General features: G+C 56.1%; 14 protein-coding genes and 1 pseudogene. 9 read left to right on the top strand and 6 right to left on the bottom strand.

Going from position 1 to position 16546, the window contains the following annotated elements; genetic code table 11:
• Positions 1-39 precede the first annotated feature (39 nt).
• Complete coding sequence (locus ACJ5NV_RS07785; RefSeq protein WP_411643082.1) at positions 40-840, bottom strand: metallophosphoesterase; 801 nt, start codon at positions 838-840, stop codon at positions 40-42.
• 125 nt (positions 841-965) lie between these two features.
• Between ACJ5NV_RS07785 and ACJ5NV_RS07780 the strand changes: the two genes are divergently transcribed.
• The 7 genes and pseudogenes from ACJ5NV_RS07780 (at position 966) to ACJ5NV_RS07750 (ending at position 7758) form a co-directional block, all read left to right on the top strand.
• Positions 966-2213, top strand: a complete 1248-nt coding sequence (locus ACJ5NV_RS07780; RefSeq protein ID WP_411643081.1) for an Hsp70 family protein — start codon at positions 966-968, stop codon at positions 2211-2213.
• Positions 2214-2237: 24 nt separating this feature from the next.
• A complete protein-coding gene (gene trhO, locus ACJ5NV_RS07775; protein WP_411643135.1) occupies positions 2238-3146 on the top strand; it encodes an oxygen-dependent tRNA uridine(34) hydroxylase TrhO in 909 nt (302 codons plus the stop codon).
• A gap of 231 nt (positions 3147-3377) precedes the next feature.
• Positions 3378-3884 (top strand): hypothetical protein, encoded by a 507-nt coding sequence (locus ACJ5NV_RS07770; RefSeq protein WP_411643080.1) that lies wholly within the window; start codon positions 3378-3380, stop codon positions 3882-3884.
• 38 nt (positions 3885-3922) lie between these two features.
• Positions 3923-5893 (top strand): putative bifunctional diguanylate cyclase/phosphodiesterase, encoded by a 1971-nt coding sequence (locus tag ACJ5NV_RS07765; protein WP_411643079.1) that lies wholly within the window; start codon positions 3923-3925, stop codon positions 5891-5893.
• A gap of 405 nt (positions 5894-6298) precedes the next feature.
• Positions 6299-6640 (top strand): annotated as a pseudogene (locus ACJ5NV_RS07760) (transposase); the annotation flags it as partial.
• Between the two features lie 448 nt (positions 6641-7088).
• On the top strand, positions 7089-7316 hold the full coding sequence (locus ACJ5NV_RS07755; RefSeq protein WP_411643078.1) for a type II toxin-antitoxin system Phd/YefM family antitoxin: 228 nt from the start codon (positions 7089-7091) through the stop codon (positions 7314-7316).
• Between the two features lie 226 nt (positions 7317-7542).
• Positions 7543-7758, top strand: a complete 216-nt coding sequence (locus ACJ5NV_RS07750; protein WP_411643134.1) for a PIN domain-containing protein — start codon at positions 7543-7545, stop codon at positions 7756-7758.
• A 96-nt stretch (positions 7759-7854) separates the two neighbouring features.
• Here ACJ5NV_RS07750 and ACJ5NV_RS07745 read toward each other — a convergent pair whose 3' ends face one another.
• The gene (locus tag ACJ5NV_RS07745) at positions 7855-8151 is read right to left on the bottom strand and encodes a hypothetical protein (RefSeq protein ID WP_411643077.1); all 297 of its coding nucleotides are present in this window, start codon (positions 8149-8151) and stop codon (positions 7855-7857) included.
• On the opposite strand from ACJ5NV_RS07745, the gene ACJ5NV_RS07740 reads away from it, so the two are divergent.
• Both ACJ5NV_RS07740 and ACJ5NV_RS07735 read left to right on the top strand, forming a co-directional pair.
• Positions 8136-11105, top strand: a complete 2970-nt coding sequence (locus ACJ5NV_RS07740; RefSeq protein ID WP_411643076.1) for a DUF4011 domain-containing protein — start codon at positions 8136-8138, stop codon at positions 11103-11105. The two genes, ACJ5NV_RS07745 and ACJ5NV_RS07740, sit on opposite strands and share 16 nt — an antisense overlap.
• A gap of 50 nt (positions 11106-11155) precedes the next feature.
• Complete coding sequence (locus ACJ5NV_RS07735; protein ID WP_411643075.1) at positions 11156-11563, top strand: GreA/GreB family elongation factor; 408 nt, start codon at positions 11156-11158, stop codon at positions 11561-11563.
• A gap of 524 nt (positions 11564-12087) precedes the next feature.
• Here ACJ5NV_RS07735 and ACJ5NV_RS07730 read toward each other — a convergent pair.
• From ACJ5NV_RS07730 to ACJ5NV_RS07715, 4 genes are all read right to left on the bottom strand, one after another.
• Complete coding sequence (locus ACJ5NV_RS07730) at positions 12088-13458, bottom strand: hypothetical protein (RefSeq protein WP_411643074.1); 1371 nt, start codon at positions 13456-13458, stop codon at positions 12088-12090.
• Positions 13459-13503: 45 nt separating this feature from the next.
• The gene (locus ACJ5NV_RS07725; protein ID WP_411643073.1) at positions 13504-14268 is read right to left on the bottom strand and encodes an AAA family ATPase; all 765 of its coding nucleotides are present in this window, start codon (positions 14266-14268) and stop codon (positions 13504-13506) included.
• Positions 14269-16128, bottom strand: coding sequence for an AAA family ATPase (locus ACJ5NV_RS07720; RefSeq protein ID WP_411643072.1), 1860 nt, complete (start codon positions 16126-16128; stop codon positions 14269-14271).
• Between the two features lie 67 nt (positions 16129-16195).
• Entirely contained in the window at positions 16196-16360 is a 165-nt protein-coding gene (locus ACJ5NV_RS07715; protein ID WP_411643071.1) for a hypothetical protein, read from the bottom strand.
• Between the last annotated feature and the right edge of the window lie 186 nt (positions 16361-16546).

Below are 16546 nucleotides of genomic sequence, written 5' to 3'. Positions count from 1 at the left end.
TTTTAGCCCAGTTGGAGGTGGAAGAAAACCTGTGCGAGGTCAGGCCTGTGGTGCAGCCTCCATCCCATGCGCATAGGTGCAATACTGGGTGAATTGCACGGTAATATCGCCATTTTGAATGGAAAGAACGGCGTAATGCGGGGGTTCTTCCGCCGCTTTAAAGCTCTGCCAGTCCCAATCAGGTTGGGGCGCGGGTGCCTGAAAAGACAGCGCACCCAAGGTCACGAAAGGAATGCCCCGGATTGTACCACAGGTGGGCCGGTGCACATGCCCGATGAAGAGATGCCTGACATTGGGGTAGCCGCTGATCAAATCGAGGAAAGCGTCGCCGTTTTCCAGCCTGATTTCATCCTGCTTTGGCAACCCCAGCGCCATAGGGGGATGATGCATGAAGATATAGGTTGGCAGATCGGGCTGCTGCAACAGCATCTGTTTTAACCAATCTTGCCGTGTTGCGCAGAATTCACCCGCATGCGAACCGGGTTTATGGGTATCAAGGCAGATCAGCCGTGCCCCTGCGACCGTAAGTACATATTGGACGAAGTCAGGCATCGCATCCTCTGGCAGCGGCAGATGCGCCCGAAAGCCCGCCCTGTCATCATTGTTGCCAACCAGCGCGTGAATGGAAACGTTTGACCGCGCCAGATAAGTGGAAAGACCGGCGTAATCATTCCCGATGTCATCACCCACAAGATCGCCTGAGATAACCGCCAATGCCGCATCACCGTGATGCGTGTTCATATGGTCGATTGCTGTGGCCAGCCGCACGCGCGGGTTAAGCCCGGCGATATCGCCCGCGCTTTGGTAATGCGGATCGGTCATCCAGATGATCTTGGTCATGGGGTGGTCTCCTTCTTTGGCACGTTGGCCCGGCAGGTTTTCCAAATCAAGTCCGGTGCGGGGTTGTGCGATGGGCCTGTTTTGTCTATCAGGCCCGCCTTTCCCTGATGAATACGGAGGTAATCATGGCGACATTGGGTATCGACTTTGGCACCTCCAATACGGCGGCAGGGGTGATGCGGGATGGTCGTCCGCAGCTGATCGCGGTTGAGCCGGGGCGCACTGTACTGCCGACCTCGGTCTTTTTTGATTATGATCGCAAGGTCACCACCTATGGTTCCGATGCCAATGCCGCCCTGATCGAGGGCCGCGAAGGCCGCTTTATGCGCGCGCTGAAATCAGTGCTCGGCACCCCGCTGATGCAAGAAAAGCGCCGCATCGCCCATGAGCGGCTGACCTTGATTGAGGTCGTGGCCCGCTTTCTGCGTATGATCCGTGAGCGCGCGGAGGCGGAAACCGGGCAGCGTTTTGATCGCGCCCTGTCAGGCCGCCCTGTGCAGTTTCATTCGACCGATGCCGCGCGCAATGCCCAAGCCGAAGTTGACCTGCGCGCTGCCTATGGGCTGGCCGGGTTTGATCATGTGGATTTCATGTATGAACCCGAAGCCGCCGCCTTGGCCAGTGGCCCGCTTGCCCCCGGCGCGTTGGGTCTGATTGTGGATATTGGCGGTGGCACTTCAGATTTTTCGATCTTCGCGCGCGATGGAGACGCGACCCGCATCATCGCCAGCCATGGTGTCCGCGTGGGCGGCACCGATTTTGACCGCGCCATCAGTATTGCCGAGGTCATGCCGTTGCTGGGCCGCGGGACAGAGGTGCGCAATGTGATGGGTTCCGGCAGCCACACCGCGCCCAATGCGATATTCAACGATCTGGCGACATGGCAGAAAATTCCCTTTGTCTATACCCCCGAAAACCGGCGCATGGCCACAGATTTCGCCAAGCTGGGCGTTGATCCTGCCCGTTTTGCCCGGCTGAAAACCGTGCTTGAGATGGAGCTGGGCCATGACATTGCATTTGCGGTCGAGGCAGGCAAGATTGACCTGAACGCCCCCGATGTGACAGAGGCCGCGATCCGGCTGGGTGTGATTGCCCCGCAGTTGCAGGCCCCGCTGACCCAAGCCGCGATGGATGCCGTGCTGGCCAGCCACGCCGCTGCGATCCACAAATGTGCTGTCGAAACCCTTTCTATGGCGGATATCCCGGCCGACCGGATCGGCAAGATCGTCTTTGTCGGTGGGTCCAGCCTGTTGCAGGTGGTCCGGGACGTCATGGGCGGGCTGTTTCCGCATGCCGCACAGGAAAGCGCTGAAGCCTTTACCGCTGTGGCTGATGGGCTGGCAATCGCCGCATCGCGCGACTTGCCCAATTGACCCCATCGGCGTATTTGCTTGCCCATGTATACTGTTGCTGCACTTTATCATTTTACCCGGTTCGATAATCCGGCTGCGCTGCGCTTGCCGTTGCTGGAATTGTGCAAGGCGCGCGGGATCAGCGGCACGCTGTTGCTGGCGGCAGAGGGGATCAACGGCACGATTGCGGGAGATCGTGCGGGGATTGATGCGGTCATCGCCCATATTCGCGCCCTGCCCGGCTGTGCGGATCTGGAGTGGAAAGAAAGCACTGCCACCACCCCGCCGTTTCACCGGATGAAAGTCCGCCTGAAGCGCGAGATCGTGACAATGGGTCAGCCTGATGTAGACCCGATTGCCAATGGTACTGGGCATTATGTCGAGGCCGCCGCTTGGAACGATCTAATCAGCGCCCCCGATGTGGCGGTGATTGATACCCGCAATGATTATGAGGTCGCCATCGGTAGTTTCGACGGGGCAATTGACCCGGGGACCAAAAGTTTTGGTGAATTTCCGGCCTGGTGGGAAGCAAACAAGCACCGGTTCCATAACAAGCGGATCGCGATGTTTTGCACCGGCGGCATACGCTGCGAGAAATCGACGAATTACCTGATGGGTCAAGGGGTTGAGGACGTCTATCATCTGAAAGGCGGCATTCTGAAGTACCTTGAAGAGGTGCCCCAACAAGATAGCAAATGGGACGGGGAATGTTTCGTCTTTGATGCGCGGGTCAGCGTTGGTCACGGGCTGGAAGAGGGGCCGCATATCCTGTGCCATGCCTGTCGCCGCCCCCTTGTTCCTGCGGATCGTAACCACCCCGCATATGAAGAAGGTGTAGCCTGTCACCAGTGTGTCGATGAGACGACTGAGGACGACAAGGACCGTTTCCGCGAGCGGCAAAAGCAGATCGCGCTGGCCAAGTCCCGTGGCACGCATCACATCGGTGGGCTGTAAGCCGCGCAGGCGACGGCAAGCGCCAGTCAGACTTTTACAAAAAATCTGGGGAAAATCCTTTGTAAGGATTTTACCTTCTGTGGCAGCTAGCTGGTTTAAACAATGATGTTGTTCAACAAACTTGCTGGCAATTTTTCCTAAATATCGCGCATCGCAGTGACGCTCACATACGTGCGGTTAACTCTCAGCCCCTATAACGTCCCGGATTTTCGCCACATACCGGAGCGTGCTATGCTGTTCAGACTTATACTTTCTGCCTGCGCGGTTGTCATCTCGGCCTCGGCGGCCATAGCGGCAGAACTGCACCCTGTTACCCTTGAGCCGATCACCCACGCAGAGGCCGAATTGGTTCTTGTCCACCCCGACGGGCACGAGACCAGCTATACGCCCGAGACACTGGAAAATTTTCCAACCTATCGACTGCGCACGACCACACCATGGCGCGATGAACCCGCTGATTTTGATGGGATATTGCTGCGCGATTTACTGGCATCTGCCGGTCTGGACAGTTTGGATCAAATCCGTACGCTCGCCGAAAATGACTATTCGACGACGATCCCCCGTGAATTGTGGGAAAATGTGACAGTGTTAGTCGCGACACGTGTGGATGGTGAGCCCCACACCCGACGCGCCCGCGGGCCGATTCAATTTGTGATCCCGATGGATGAATATACATCGTCCCCGGTAGCCAATGAATCATATTTGGTTTGGATGGCCGCACGAATTCAGCCCGAGTAAACCCGGTGTCGGACACCAAGATTGCACGAGAAAACGCCATGCATCGGGCCGACCGATCGGTGTTTCGCCGTGTGATTTTGGGTGTCTGCATCCTTGGTATTCTTGCGGTCTGTCTGGTGGCGGGCAGATACATTCAGGTCACAATGCAACAGTTGCAGGACACCCACCGCACCATCTATGACCAGCAACTGCGCAATGGCTTTGTTGCTATGAACGATGCGCAGCGTTTGGTGGCGATTTTGCAGGAAGCCGCGTGGCAAGGAGAGGTTTCGCCAGAGGCCGCAGCGGATTTTCAAGCCGCTGCCGATTTTCTGTTCGTGCGGATCGACAATCTGGGTCGCGCCTTGGAGGACGGGGCTAGCGCAGATAAGATGATGATTTCAATTGGGCAATTGGAGCAAGTGCAGGCGCTCGCCGATCATTTGCTCGCCACCGACTTTGCCGACTTGAGTAACACATCAATCGCCCTGACTCAGCGGTCACAGGCGGCCCGCCGTGCATTGATCAGCTATCTGGATGATATGCAAGAACTACAATATCGGATTTCTGTCCGGCAGTCGGATGCAATTGCCCGACAGCAGCGCGTGGTCTGGGGCACGCTGATTTGTCTGTTAGCCCTTGCCGTTGTGGCGGTCTTTCTGTTGTACCGCGAGGTGCGGGCCCGTGGCGCGAGCCATCTTGCCCAGCAACGGATCAGGCACCTTGCATTCTTTGATACGTTGACCGGTCTGCCCAATCGAACCTCATTTCAGGACTACTTGGATACCTTGCTGAATGGTCGAAACATCGTATCCCTGCTGCTGGTTGACCTCGATGGTTTCAAGCTGATCAACGACACCTACGGGCATGCGGCCGGGGACGCTATTTTGCGCCACGTGTCAGCAAAAATGAAGCGACATACCCAACGCGACAGGGCATTTGTCGCCCGGCTGGGCGGGGATGAATTTGCGATCATCGTGCAAACCCATGACTGCGAAGAAATTAGTGATATTTGCAGTAGGCTGATTGCAGAAATCAGTGAACCTATCCTTTATGAGGGCGAGGTTTTGAGTACAGGCGCGAGCATTGGCGTGGCGCTCAGCCGGCAAATGCATCCGGAATTTGGTACGAATGTCGACAGCCTGTCACGGTTTGCTGACTTCGCGCTTTATGCCTCAAAATCGCAGGGCAAGAACCGGTTTACGTTCTACGACAAGGTTTTAGAGCAAAAGTACCTTGAGCGGCGGGCCATGATTGACCAGCTCCCTCGCGCGATTGCGGATGGCAGTATCGACTATTTCTTGCAACCTAAGGTCGATCTGCACACGGGTCGAACCCACGGGTTCGAGGCGCTGGTGCGCTGGTATCGAAATGGTAGGTTTATCTCTCCGCTGGATTTCATCGCAATTGCCGAGGAAAGCGCGCTGATCACCGATATTGACTACTGCGTTCTGCGGGCGGCAACGCGTGATCTGGCCGCCCACAACCTTCAGCACGGCACGCGTTTTGCAGTCAGCGTGAATTTCTCGACCTTACATTTCACGTCGCAACGCTTTGTCGATACGGTGGCCGATGCGCTGGCCATGTCCGGTCTGCCACCCGGCCTTCTGACAATCGAAATGACAGAATCGGCAGAAATGCAAGACTGGCGCGCTGCCAAACAGATCATCGCCGCGCTGCATCATCTGGGGGTGAAGATTTCGATTGATGACTTTGGCGCTGGGTTTTCGTCACTGGCCTATCTACGCACGACCATCGCAGATGAAATCAAGATTGATCGCTCGCTGGTGGAGGATGTGGAAACTTCTGATAGATCACGTTTTTTGCTCGATTCCATTCTGGATATCGCGGAAAATCTGGAACTGGCCGTAATCGTCGAGGGCATCGAAACCCGGCAGCAGGCCGACATCGTCCGCGCGATGGGCGCACAGACCGCGCAGGGCAATTATTTTGGCGCGGCGGCCCCGAAACATGAAGCGCTCGCGCGGGCGCAGGCTGAAAAGCCTGCACCCGCGATCAAGGCCCTATGACCAGCCGCAGCCTGTCATAGACCCATTTTAGGTATTTCCCGATGCGGCCACGTTGTAGGGGTGCGGATAATTTTGCGCTTCCCCTACTGAAATCCAAGGGGATAGGTGATAGCTGAGCTGAATTTTTTTCCCTTGGTGAGAGCATAATTTTTCGCTTTGCCGATTATGAGGATGCACCTCGCCCTTCGGACTAAAGCCTCCCGCCGAAAACCTGAATCATTGGGATTCCCATGAGAGCTAAATTGTGATTCATCCTGTTTGGGAGGATGTATCATGTCAGCACCTTTGCCGGACGCACTTAAAGCGTTATGCGAAAAACCTGCATCAGCTAACGCTGCCTGAAATCATAGATTTCAACGCGTTAGCAGATACGTCATGTCTCAGGTATTTCGTCAAACGCTATAGGGCGCGATGGCTGGCCCGGCCTTCGCGGCCTACGTCGAAAAGGTGCTGATCCCGGAACTGGAACCCGGCACCGTGGTCATTCTGGACAACCTGGCCACGCAGAAGAACGCGGTCGCGGCCAAGGCGATGCAGAATGCTGGCTGCTGGTTCCTCTTTCTGCCGCCCTACAGCCCGGACCTGAACCCCATCGAAATGGCCTTCTCAAAGCTCAAGGCCCATCTCAGGCGCATCGGCGCGAGGACGTTCACCGATATGTTCGAGGCCATCGCTCAAGTGTGCGATCTCTACTCGCCTCAAGAATGCTGGAACTACTTCAAGGCCGCAGGATATGTCGCAAGTTAAAGGCGGGGCGCTATAACATCCGCTGCCTCAGACTTTGGCGCGCTCACGCAGCGATGTGATCGGCAGGTAGCCGAACCCACAAACGAGATCTGGCTAACGGCCGGAACTATTGGCCGCACCAAAGCGCATCGTCTTCTCCCTGTACTTGCAGGCGAAATGCTATCGAAATCTCAAGTCGAAGGTATCTGGTGTCTCAACCCCACCTACCGCACGGTTACCTGATCAGAGATCGGCTACTTCGGAGTGGATCGACAAATGCCCTGATGCCGTTAAAGGATGGAACCTGGCCAAGACCCTGCGCCCGGGTACAGCCGTTGCTGCTGTCGAGCGGCGGCGTGAAGGCGAGTTGTTACCGGAACTCCGGTTGCAGGACCATGCTTGCCATTTTGAACTTTCACGACCAACCTGGACCAGGTGTTCTTCCAACAAAGTAGGAGCGACACATCACATGCAGATGGATACCGCAGAAGCAAAGGCGAAGCTGTCCGAACTTGTCGCCGCCGCGGAGCGCGGCGAGGAGGTAGTGCTGGTGCGGGGCAGGCACCCGGTTGTGCGCCTTGTGCCGACGGCCCCGCCAACGCCGAAATTCAGATTCGGCGTTGCCGCAGGTGAGGTGACATGCGTTCCGGACTTCCTCAAGCCCATGTCCGACGAAGAGATTGCTCTTTGGGAATGACGACAGTCCAGTTGGATACACACACGTTGGTTTGCACTCTCCTCGATATGCCGGACATCGATCCGGTGGCCAGGGCGGCAATAACGGTTGCGCAGACCTTCTACGTTTCACCCCGCAGCTTCAACGAGATCATGCAATAGCATCAATCCGGGAAATGGCCTGAGATCGGCGTCATCATGGCCCGACTCCCTGCCTTGTTGCGGGCACAGGGGGAGTTGTAACCCCCATCACTGCCGAGATGGCGGTGCAGTCAGGCGGAATGGACTGGAGTCACCTTGATCCATTCGACCGGATGGTCGCTGCCACGGCGATCGAGTTGGCCTGCCCGCTGATTTCGAGGAATCGCGCATTCGACGGACTGGAAAGCTTTTCGGGCTGGAAGGGCCGGTTCTGGTCCAGAGAAACCCGGGGAAAGTCGTCGTCCGCAACTTCAAACGAGTAGTTGAGCGCAGACAGGTGGGTGGGCGTCCCTATCAGGAAGCCGAAAGACTTAGGCTCAGGTTTTATCTCGAAAGTTTGCACCTAACGCGACCCCGCTTCATAAAGAACCATCTTGCGAAGCCGGGCTGTCAACCAGCTGCGCATCTTGATCCTGCTTTTCGGTGATCTCTCTTCGCCATGAAATGCAGGTTTTCAGATAGGCACGGCTGTCGGTCATCAAGCGGCTGATGCCGGCCAAGCGCGATAGATCACGCGCCGGATCATCGCTCCTGTCCAATACGTTCGCATCGACATCGTAGAGTCCAGCCATTTCCGCGCGTGAGATGTCCCAGATGCTGCGAACGAGGTTTGCGCCACAACCTAACGACAGGCAAGTCGATGCGCATCGTTCCACTGCCCGCCCTGGAAGAGGAACTTCCCGACGAGCAAGATGATACCTTTCTCGAGGCGCTATACGCAGCACGGCAAGAGGATGAGCTATATCTTGCCGAAATAGCAAAGGTCGACCCCGAGTCTGAGAAGGCAGAGGGCAAACTTCTGAAGATTGAACGCGCACTCAAAGATCGAGTTCGCGAGGCGCTGAATCTACCTGTGCGGCAGACAAAAGAGGATCTAAATCTGGTCCGGCATGCGGACAACCATGGAATCTCACCAAGTTACATCTTACCGATGCCTGAAGATGAAAATGAGGATGGGCGCCACCAGGACACCGATATTCAGACGTTAATGCTGCCCGATCGGCTTACACGTGTAGCAAAAAGCATCATCGATAAAGGGCGCTCTTTTGAGAGAGAAACCGGCGTAAACGTATTCCATGCAGCCTTCGGTATTTTGGAATGGAAAGATCCAGCAGAACGTTCTAAATTCCTCAGCCCCCTTCTACTTATTGAGATCCGGGTTGACCGAAAGCAGTCACCCAGAAGCGCTGAGTTCCATGTTAGTGGCATCGAAAAAATGTCGATGAACACCACGCTTATGCAGAAGCTGCAATCTGAGCATGGCCTTGCGTTACCTGAATATGAAGGCGGCAGTATTGAGGACTATTTTCTCTTAGCGGAGGAGGCTGCACCAAAGGGTTGGGACTGGAAGATACGGCGAGAAGTTATGTTTGGGATATTCCCATCTTCAAAAATTGCCATGTATCACGATCTTGACCCGTCGCGCCGCGCACTTGCTGACAACGAGGTCGTCGCCACAATGTTGGCAAGTTCGGGCGTGGGAGACGGGTCATATGCGGAGACATATGAAACTGATGACCCTGAAGTAGCCCGCATGGTTCCACACTTGGTCATGGACGCTGATGCCTCGCAATACTCGGCTTTGGTCGACGCGGCGCGAGGCGATAACATGGCTCTCGAAGGACCGCCTGGATCTGGGAAAAGCCAATCTATCGTCAACTTAATCGCGGCCGCACTGGCTGATGGAAAAAAGGTCCTTTTCGTCGCCGAGAAGCTAACCGCTCTCGATGTGGTCAAAGCCCGCCTCGAGGCCGCCGATATTGGTCCTTTCATACTGCCCCTACAGGCGGGACGCGGGACGCGCGAGAAGATTTATGAAAGCCTTGAGGAGCGTATAGCGCTGGGGCGTGGCGGCGATTCCGCAGGACGTGACTTTGAGTCACGCAAGAACGCTCTGGAACGCCGGCGGGCTATCTTGCAAGGCTACCTCGATGCGCTGGGTAAGCCCTTGGGGCATACTGGTATGACTGTCCATCAAGCCATTGGTTATGGGATTTCAACTGCCCCAACCCTATCTGAACTCCGCGGAGATACCGAAATCCTGAACGACGATATTACTGCCGGAAATGACGCGCTTACTGCATCGCGAAATTACCTTTCCCTATTCCAAGGCCGTTCGGATATTGATCTGCACGAAATCGAAGAATTTATCGGAAACAGGGCCCGCATCCAATCATTGGAGAGTTCACTCGCGACTTCTGAGATTGGGGGCATTCTTGGAGATCGCTATCTGGGGAAAGCTACCGCGATCGTGGCTGTGGAAAGAGAGGTTCGTTTGGCGAGGGCGATACTCGATTTCGAAAATACTGATCTGGCAGTATCTATCCTGCGCTCAGCCGATGCGGATTCCCTGTTGCGAACAGTCATGGAAATAGATGAGCGTCGCAACGATTTGGCCGCACGGGCTGGAGAATTCTGCGATAGTGTCCATCTGCCGGTAGATTATAGGTCCCTGCAATTTTTGTTTGATCACAAATCTGATTTGGAAGCGGCGTCGCTGGATCCAGACGCTTTGTTGGATCGTGCACAACTCAAGCGTTCCGAAGATACCTTGCGTCGTCAAGGGTACACTGAATTGGTCGATTGGGCCTACAGTGATTTAGAGGATTTTGATCCCACTCGGCTTGCCAAGGTGATGCGAGCGATCATCGCCAAAAATATGGTCGACAAAGCATTCACCATTCACGGCTCTGCATTGCAGGACTACGACGGGCAGGATTTTGACCGGATTCGTGAAGAAATCATCGAGCGTGACCGCGAACTTATCCGGATGTCGCGCAAGGTCATTCGTCAGGGTTTGTTGCGCGATGCTCGTCCGCCGCAGGGAAACGGTATCGGTCGCAAGTCGACTTATACCGAAATGAGCCTGATAATTAATGAGATGAATAAGCGACGGAATCGCCTTGGCATTCGAGAGCTTACTCAGCGGGCTGGCCAAGCGTTGTTGGAGCTGAAACCTTGTTGGATGATGTCGCCACTGGCAGTAGCACAGTATTTGCATGAGGGCATGGAATTCGATCTCGTGGTGATCGATGTAGCGTCCCAAATGACTCCGGAGAATGCGATCGGGGCGCTTAGTCGTGCTGGCCAGGCGGTGGTCGTCGGGGATACCAAGCAGCTCCCTCCGACATCGTTCTTTCGCAAAATGCTGGACGATGAGGATATCGATGAGGACCTGCGTGAGGATAGCGAAAGCATTCTGGACATGGCGAACGTCGCCTTCATGCCGATCCGCCAGCTCCGCTGGCATTATAGATCTCGGCACTCGGCCCTAATCCAGTTCTCCAACAAGATGATGTACAAGGAAGAGTTGACTATCTTCCCATCGCCACAAGAGGACGACCCTTACATGGGTGTCCATATAGTTGAGGTGCCTGGCGCTTACAAATCTGGTCGCAACGAGATTGAGGCTCGGGCAGTTGTAAGTGCTGTTGTAAGACACATGACCCGTCATCCAGATCAGTCATTAGGCGTCTGCACGATGAACAGTGACCAGAAGGACCTGATCATCGATGAGTTCGAGCGGGAACGGGACCGCAATAAGATCGTGCAAGATTTTGTTTCTAAATGGGAGGAGGAGAACGACTCATTAGAGGAGTTTTTTTATTAAGAACCTCGAGACAAGCTCCTCCAAAGTTGTCTCCCGCCAGCGCGATGGAAATGATCGATGATATCGTCCGAAATGTTGACCGCCCGATGTCGGAAGGTCCGGTTGAAGAGAAAGCGCATACACGGCGCATGGTGCAAGAAGCCTTACCTATCGGTGACAGCGATGATCTATTCTCGCACCGTGTAGCGGCAGAAAAAGCTGCCGAGACCTTCGCGCCTCAGGTTAAGACGGAACGGATTGCGATCGGTCCGGGTAGCAAAGTCAAGGTCGAGAGTCTTTCCGACGGCGGTAAGAAGCTATCCTTCAAGCTTGTCGACGGAAAGAATGATCCAGACCAAGGTTTGGTGGGAATACACTCTCCTCTCGGAGCTGCTTTGCTCGACGCAGAAGTTGGCGAGTCAGTTGAATACCAGGTTGGCGCTTATGTACGAGAGGTGAAGGTACTGGAAATATCATGAACTGGATGAAACCTGCCCTTATCACCGTCTCGTTTGAGGGTGAAATGCTTGAGGTTCATTTTCTTCAGATCTTGCCCGAATCTACGAAACGGGCACTGAGCCAATCGCCTGCAGGAATTGTGTAAGCGGTTGCTCGACACATATCGCCGCAATCCTTTTTTAATTTGCGGTTCTCTTCTAAACTGGCGTCCCTCGGCCACGGCTCGGTGCGTTCAGTCTGACTATGGAAAGACTTTTCTATGCTTCAAACACTCATCAGATTCTACAAAAGTTTCCCGGATACCTGTTTGCAGCCAGTAAAAGTCCTCAGCGTCTCGCCTCCCTGCTTAACCGGTCGCGTCGCGTATAGTGGCCGCTAACATTAAGGCACGCTTTTCCGAAATTTAGGGAGAATTGCAGGGCTTGGCACTTCCGCTCGAACGAGTGGTTGGCGTGAAGCTGCCGGGGCAACCTGATATCCATGCTCCCGACGGATGTACTACGGTTCAGATCCGCCGACGCCGACGGGCTGATGCCGATAGTTTTCACACGGGCGGCGGGCGGGTAATGCGCACGGCGGCACCATACCAGCACATACCCTTATTCTCATCCCAAGTCTGCCAATCTGCCGCCTGCCACGGTGATTGACCGCAGACAGCCGGGTCTTCCCGCCGCAGTGCGAGATTGCAGCAACAATAGAACGGGCATGGCCGGTGCGTCGCCCGCTGAGTTTCCACGAAACCGGAGACAGAGCGGTGAACACCGACATAATGAAAGATAGCCTGCACCACGCGCATCAGGCTCTCTATGTCCTCATCCGCAATATCGGTGGCCGGATAAAACGATAAAAGAAAATCCCGCTGTACCTGATCTGCGGGACCCGGGTTCTGTTGTAGGACGGCGCAGGGCAGAAGCTGGCTGAGCACCTGAACCGGATTCTGGGTTTCATCCCGAAAAGCCGCGATCATCTCCAGTTCAAAAAATGGGTCTCGTTCGCGCTCCGCGAAGCTCTGGCGGGCTATGCTGATCACATGAAGGACCGCTTTCGCCATAGCCCCCTCATTGGCGAATTCTGCTTCAAGGGCGCTAAGCTGTGCCTCCAGTCCTGCCTTGTTCTGGGCGATAGCGCATTCCGCCTGCGCGCGTAGATACGCGGGCGCGTCATCTGGGTCCAACTCGACATGTTGAGCGGCGGAAAGCAACTCCGCAAACCCGCCGGGTGCATCCGAACTCTGGAGTGCCGCGAGGATAAAGGCCAGCACACCCTCATCATCAACGCCGGGCATGATGTAGTCGACCACCGCCTCAGCGATCCGGTACGGGAAGACGGCCGGCGGCACAACATTTGCGCAGGGATCGATGGCAACGGCCATTTTCTTTTCAAGAAGCCAAGCTGCGCCTTCCAGCAACTCCAAGGTTCCGATTTTAACGGTAAGCGCTTCGGTCTGTCCGCCCCTATCCATCGCTTCGGCTTCACATACGACAACGGACAGCAGCGTACCCTGTTTCGTCACTATGCCAGACGATTTGCTCATCGACAGCACTTTGACCGAGGCTACATCAACCAGTCGTTTTATCAGCGGCACGTTCTTACGCCGAGCGCCGTCCAGATACGCAGTTAGCTCCTGCAAATGCCGGTTTCGTTCGGCTTCTAAAGGTGCCGAACCGAGACTATTGCCGCCTTCGTCTATCGTCGGGCGAAAGCACCGCCACAACTCAAGTGTATTGACGAAAGCGGCAATACCGCTCGCCGTCGAGATATTATGCAGGTAATGCACATACTCATGGAAAAACCAGGCAAACGCCTCAGCGGTGGGGAATGGAATCGGCGCGCCGCTCTCATCCAGGATTCGCAGATCGGGACCGATCCTGATCAGCATTGATTCTGGCAAATATGTCGCGATCGTCGTTGACAACTATCCGGTCCTCTTCTGCCATCTCATTGGCGCGACAGAGCAACATCATGCAACCTTCTCCTGGCGGGCTCGAATGTCGTCGATCCAGTTCGCCAGCGCGCTGATTTCGCATTCGATCACCGACGCTGAGGGCAAGCGGGGATTGATTTTGCCGGGCTGACTATGAAGGAGCGCGGAGCAACGGCCGAAGGCCTCACGCATCGTAGCGCAGTCTGTGTCCGTGAGGATGGTAAGCTTGATCAGGCCAGTCGTATCGATTTTGCGCGACAAGCGACGGATTACAGGTCCGACTACCTCTTCTACCGCACGCTCCCAGCAAGTGCGAAGCTGGTCTTGGAAGGACGTCACCTCCCGCAACCATTTCGCCTGGTCGCCGCGCTCGTGATGAATCTTCAAATTGGCGAGGTGAGCCTTCATGCCGTCGACCACCTTGTCGAGCGGCATGACGCTGGCTTGCGGATCCTGATGGCAAAAGCCAGAATTATCGGTGCCACGGCTAATCAGGCGGTACGCGACCGGCGTTGCCTCGCGATCCTTGGTTGCACGGCAGGCTTCGTCGAGCAGCAGCAGAAAGGCCATGTCGTGCGTAAACACGATCACCTGGCGGGTGGCACCCGCTTCGGCCAGGCGTGCGGCGACCCGATCGCGGTGCAGGTGGTCAAGAGAGGAAACCGGGTCGTCGAAAACGATGGCCGACTGCGCGTCGATGGTCGACAGCTCGGCGAGGAAGGCGGCGAGCGCTACACAACGATGCTCGCCTTCACTCAAAACCTTACCGACGGGTTCACTCGGTTTGTTGATGAGACGCACCTAGAAAAAGGGCACCCCCGCTGAGGTCTTAGCCTGTTGAAGCTCGATGGCGAGGCCGGCGACGCCGAGCTTGTCGACTTCGGTCGCGAAGCGGCCGCGCAGGCGATTGGTCACAAGAGCTTGGGCGATCCGGGCGCTCTGCGTCGTGATCTTATTTGTGGTCGTGTCCTTTCTGGCTTTTTCCAGGGCCTCGATGGCCTTGCGGCGCTCAATCTGGGCAAAAACATCGGCTTGCACAACGCCGAGCCACTTCCGGTCGGCCAGGCCGTCGCGCTCATTTATAAGGGCGGCACGTTGGGGAGAGCCTGCCTCCGATTCCAAGCCTTCGATGCGCGTGGCGATCCCGTCCAGCACATCACGTAATTCCTCTGGTGTCGGGATCACGTCCGGCGGCAACGTATGCAAAACCTCGTCGGCGTGGGTTCGAAGCACCGCCCGTAGTCGCCAGGACAGCTGGACGATCTGGCGGCGAATGGTCTTCGCCAGCTCGTCCTTGCCGACATCGTCGCGGATCAGAGTGACGAACGAGGGGAGATCTTTCATGGGGAAGCTATGCGAGGATAGCTGCTCCAGCAGCTCGGCATAAGCTGCGGCTTCTTCCTCTTCACGACGTTTGCTTTCGTTCTGGACGAAGGCTTCGAAGCTGCTCAGTCGGTTAGCGGCTTCCTCGCTGAGCGGCTGCTGGCACAGGACGCAATGGGCATCGGGGTCCGTCACGGGAAAAGGCTTTTCGGTATAGGCCGCTTCGCGTGAATAGGTTCGAGCCGCGTCCCACAGGGCTCTCCAGATGTCCGAGCCAATGTATGGGAGAGGTTCCGCAGCGAAAAGATCGACGGATGCGGCCAACGCAGCCGCCCGCGCAGTCGCAAGACGCCCATGAGCCTCGCGGAGCGCGGTCCGTTTCTGGTCAGAGGCGGCGGCGGTCAATTTACTTATCTGCTCGATCACCGCATTAATACGGGTTTCCTTAGCCTGGAGCTGACGTACTGTCCGGGCGGGATCTCTGGCGAGGTCGGAAATGAGGGTTTGAAGCCGAGCGTCTTCCTGCGCGTTCAGGCCTGCCAGCTTCTCAATGGCTTCTGGTTTGGTCTTTCCAGACAATCCGGCAATCATCTTGCCGACCGCCGTATCCGGCTTGCATTCGGGTTTCGAGAGGACGACGGGTGTCTGCTGTTGCAGCTTATGGATTTCGGCCGAAAGTTCGGCTTTCACATCCTGGCACGCCTGCGCGAGGCCGGCGAGAATGCGGAGAGGAAGGGGCGTATAGGCAAGATCGTTGGTGTTCTCGACATGGATATTGGCGGTACGGGAGTCGAAGACGCTGACGGCGGACAGCATAGGATCGACCGCTCCACCCTGATTCCACGTCGCGTTTCGCTTCTGACCGCCGATGAAGAAGTCGATGCTGGCAGTCGGTACGCCGCCTGCACCAGTATAGATATTCGGAAGGATGGTATCACCCTTCGGTGAGCGTGCCCGGCAAAGCTGTTTGAGGACGCGGGCGTATCCGGATTTGCCAGCCCCATTGTCACCATAGATCACGGTAAGACCGGTCTTGCCGAAGGACAGCTGCTCGCCAGGCGCGAGTGCATTCACATTCGATAGTCCATGCAAGGCGCTGAGGCTAACAACCGCATGGTTTGCAGCAGGATCACGAATGTGACTGGCGTCCAGCGGAGCTGCGGAATTGCTGCCCTTGCAGACAGCGACAAGCGCCGCGATATCTGCGGGTTCCAACTTGGTCTGGCTGCACAACCGGCGCAAGGCGTCGCGCTGCCAGCCGGGCAAATCGACAGACCATTTCAGAATATCAGCAAGCGCTGCGGCCTCGTTCGAGGGCTCAGTATTCTGTTGGTCCATTGTTCGGTTCCCTCCATGGCTTCATCTCAAGCGGCCTGCCATCTGATGGTGCTATGTCGCTACCTCCTCAGGTGCCGCCGATAATCCGCCATTCCACCCCAAGCGGAATGGTCCAGTTGCGCGCGCCGTCCTGGCGCGCAAAGTCATCGATATTTTCCTTCGCGGCTAAATAATCGCGAATGGTGTCGGCTTCGCCATATCGATTCACGAAAGTGATGAAGCCGACGCTCACCCTTTTTCCCATTAGTGGCGCGGCTTAGCAATATCAGCATTGCCAACATAGCCACCATTTTACACTTAGAAATGCTGCACCGGAGACCGAACGACCGTTTCGGAGGTGCCGCATTGCGGCGCAGCGTCCTGAGTGAACGGCGGCATAGGGCCGAATGCTACATCCGTTATGTCCCGAGCAGGGCTT

The organism is Loktanella agnita, from assembly GCF_046640325.1.
Classification (GTDB): domain Bacteria; phylum Pseudomonadota; class Alphaproteobacteria; order Rhodobacterales; family Rhodobacteraceae; genus Yoonia; species Yoonia agnita.
This window is presented reverse-complemented; position numbering and strand designations above follow the sequence as displayed.

What these genes read in the sequence shown, in the direction of transcription:
- ACJ5NV_RS07740 (WP_411643076.1), top strand. Translation starts at nt 8,136, where the DNA reads ATGCGCATCGTTCCACTGCCCGCCCTGGAAGAGGAACTTCCCGACGAG.
- ACJ5NV_RS07780 (WP_411643081.1), top strand. Translation starts at nt 966, where the DNA reads ATGGCGACATTGGGTATCGACTTTGGCACCTCCAATACGGCGGCAGGG.
- ACJ5NV_RS07755 (WP_411643078.1), top strand. Translation starts at nt 7,089, where the DNA reads ATGCAGATGGATACCGCAGAAGCAAAGGCGAAGCTGTCCGAACTTGTC.
- ACJ5NV_RS07720 (WP_411643072.1), bottom strand. Translation starts at nt 16,128, where the DNA reads ATGGACCAACAGAATACTGAGCCCTCGAACGAGGCCGCAGCGCTTGCT.
- ACJ5NV_RS07785 (WP_411643082.1), bottom strand. Translation starts at nt 840, where the DNA reads ATGACCAAGATCATCTGGATGACCGATCCGCATTACCAAAGCGCGGGC.
- ACJ5NV_RS07765 (WP_411643079.1), top strand. Translation starts at nt 3,923, where the DNA reads ATGCATCGGGCCGACCGATCGGTGTTTCGCCGTGTGATTTTGGGTGTC.
- ACJ5NV_RS07735 (WP_411643075.1), top strand. Translation starts at nt 11,156, where the DNA reads ATGATCGATGATATCGTCCGAAATGTTGACCGCCCGATGTCGGAAGGT.
- trhO (WP_411643135.1), top strand. Translation starts at nt 2,238, where the DNA reads ATGTATACTGTTGCTGCACTTTATCATTTTACCCGGTTCGATAATCCG.
- ACJ5NV_RS07770 (WP_411643080.1), top strand. Translation starts at nt 3,378, where the DNA reads ATGCTGTTCAGACTTATACTTTCTGCCTGCGCGGTTGTCATCTCGGCC.